1 pseudogene is annotated in these 772 nt (G+C 72.0%); it reads left to right on the top strand.

Annotated features, from left to right (window positions below):
- Nucleotides 1-772 (top strand): annotated as a pseudogene (locus EN742_RS36565) (ATP-dependent helicase HrpB); the annotation flags it as partial.

Genomic DNA, 772 nt, shown 5'->3' with positions numbered 1-772 from the left:
ACCTCAATCACCATCGACGGCGTGCGCGTCGTCATCGATTCCGGCCTGTCGCGGCTGCCGCGCTATGAGCCGGCCAGCGGCCTGACCAGACTGGAGACGGTGCGCGTCAGCCGGGCTTCCGCCGACCAGCGAGCCGGCCGCGCCGGCCGCACGCAAGCAGGCGTGGCCATCCGGCTGTGGCGGGCCGAGCAGACCGCGGCACTTCCCGCCTTCACCCCGCCTGAAATCCTCGAGGCCGATCTTTCCGGCCTGCTGCTCGACTGCGCAGCCTTCGGCGTCGCCGATCCCACGAGCCTGTCCTTCCTCGATCTGCCACCGGTTCCGGCGCTCAACGAAGCGAGGGCCTTGCTGGTCGCCCTGCATGCCATCGACGACGCCGGGCGTCTCACCGACGCCGGTGCCGCCATGCGCAAGCTCGCGCTGCCGGTGCGGCTTGCCCATATGGTCGCCGAAGCCGCCGCAACCGGCCACGCGATGGAGGCGGCCACCCTTGCCGTGCTGCTCACCGAGCGCGGGCTCGGCGGCGACGGCGCCGATCTCGAACGCCGGCTGATGCGCTTTCGAACCGAGAAGTCGCCGCGTGCCGTGTCGGCCCGCCAGCTCGCCGAACGGCTGGCGAGGCAGGCTACACCCTCCGCCCCGAGGGGGGAGGGTCAGAGTGCCGGCGCGCACCTCATCCACGCCTGGCCGGACCGCGTCGCCAAAGCACGCGGCGAACGCGGCCGTTTCGTGCTGGCCAATGGTTCGGGCGCCATGGTCGATGCCGCCGATC

The sequence above is a fragment of the Mesorhizobium sp. M4A.F.Ca.ET.020.02.1.1 genome (assembly GCF_004022645.1).
Classification (GTDB): Bacteria; Pseudomonadota; Alphaproteobacteria; order Rhizobiales; family Rhizobiaceae; genus Mesorhizobium.
Note: the sequence above shows the minus strand (reverse complement) of the source record. Positions and strands in the feature narration are given on the sequence as shown.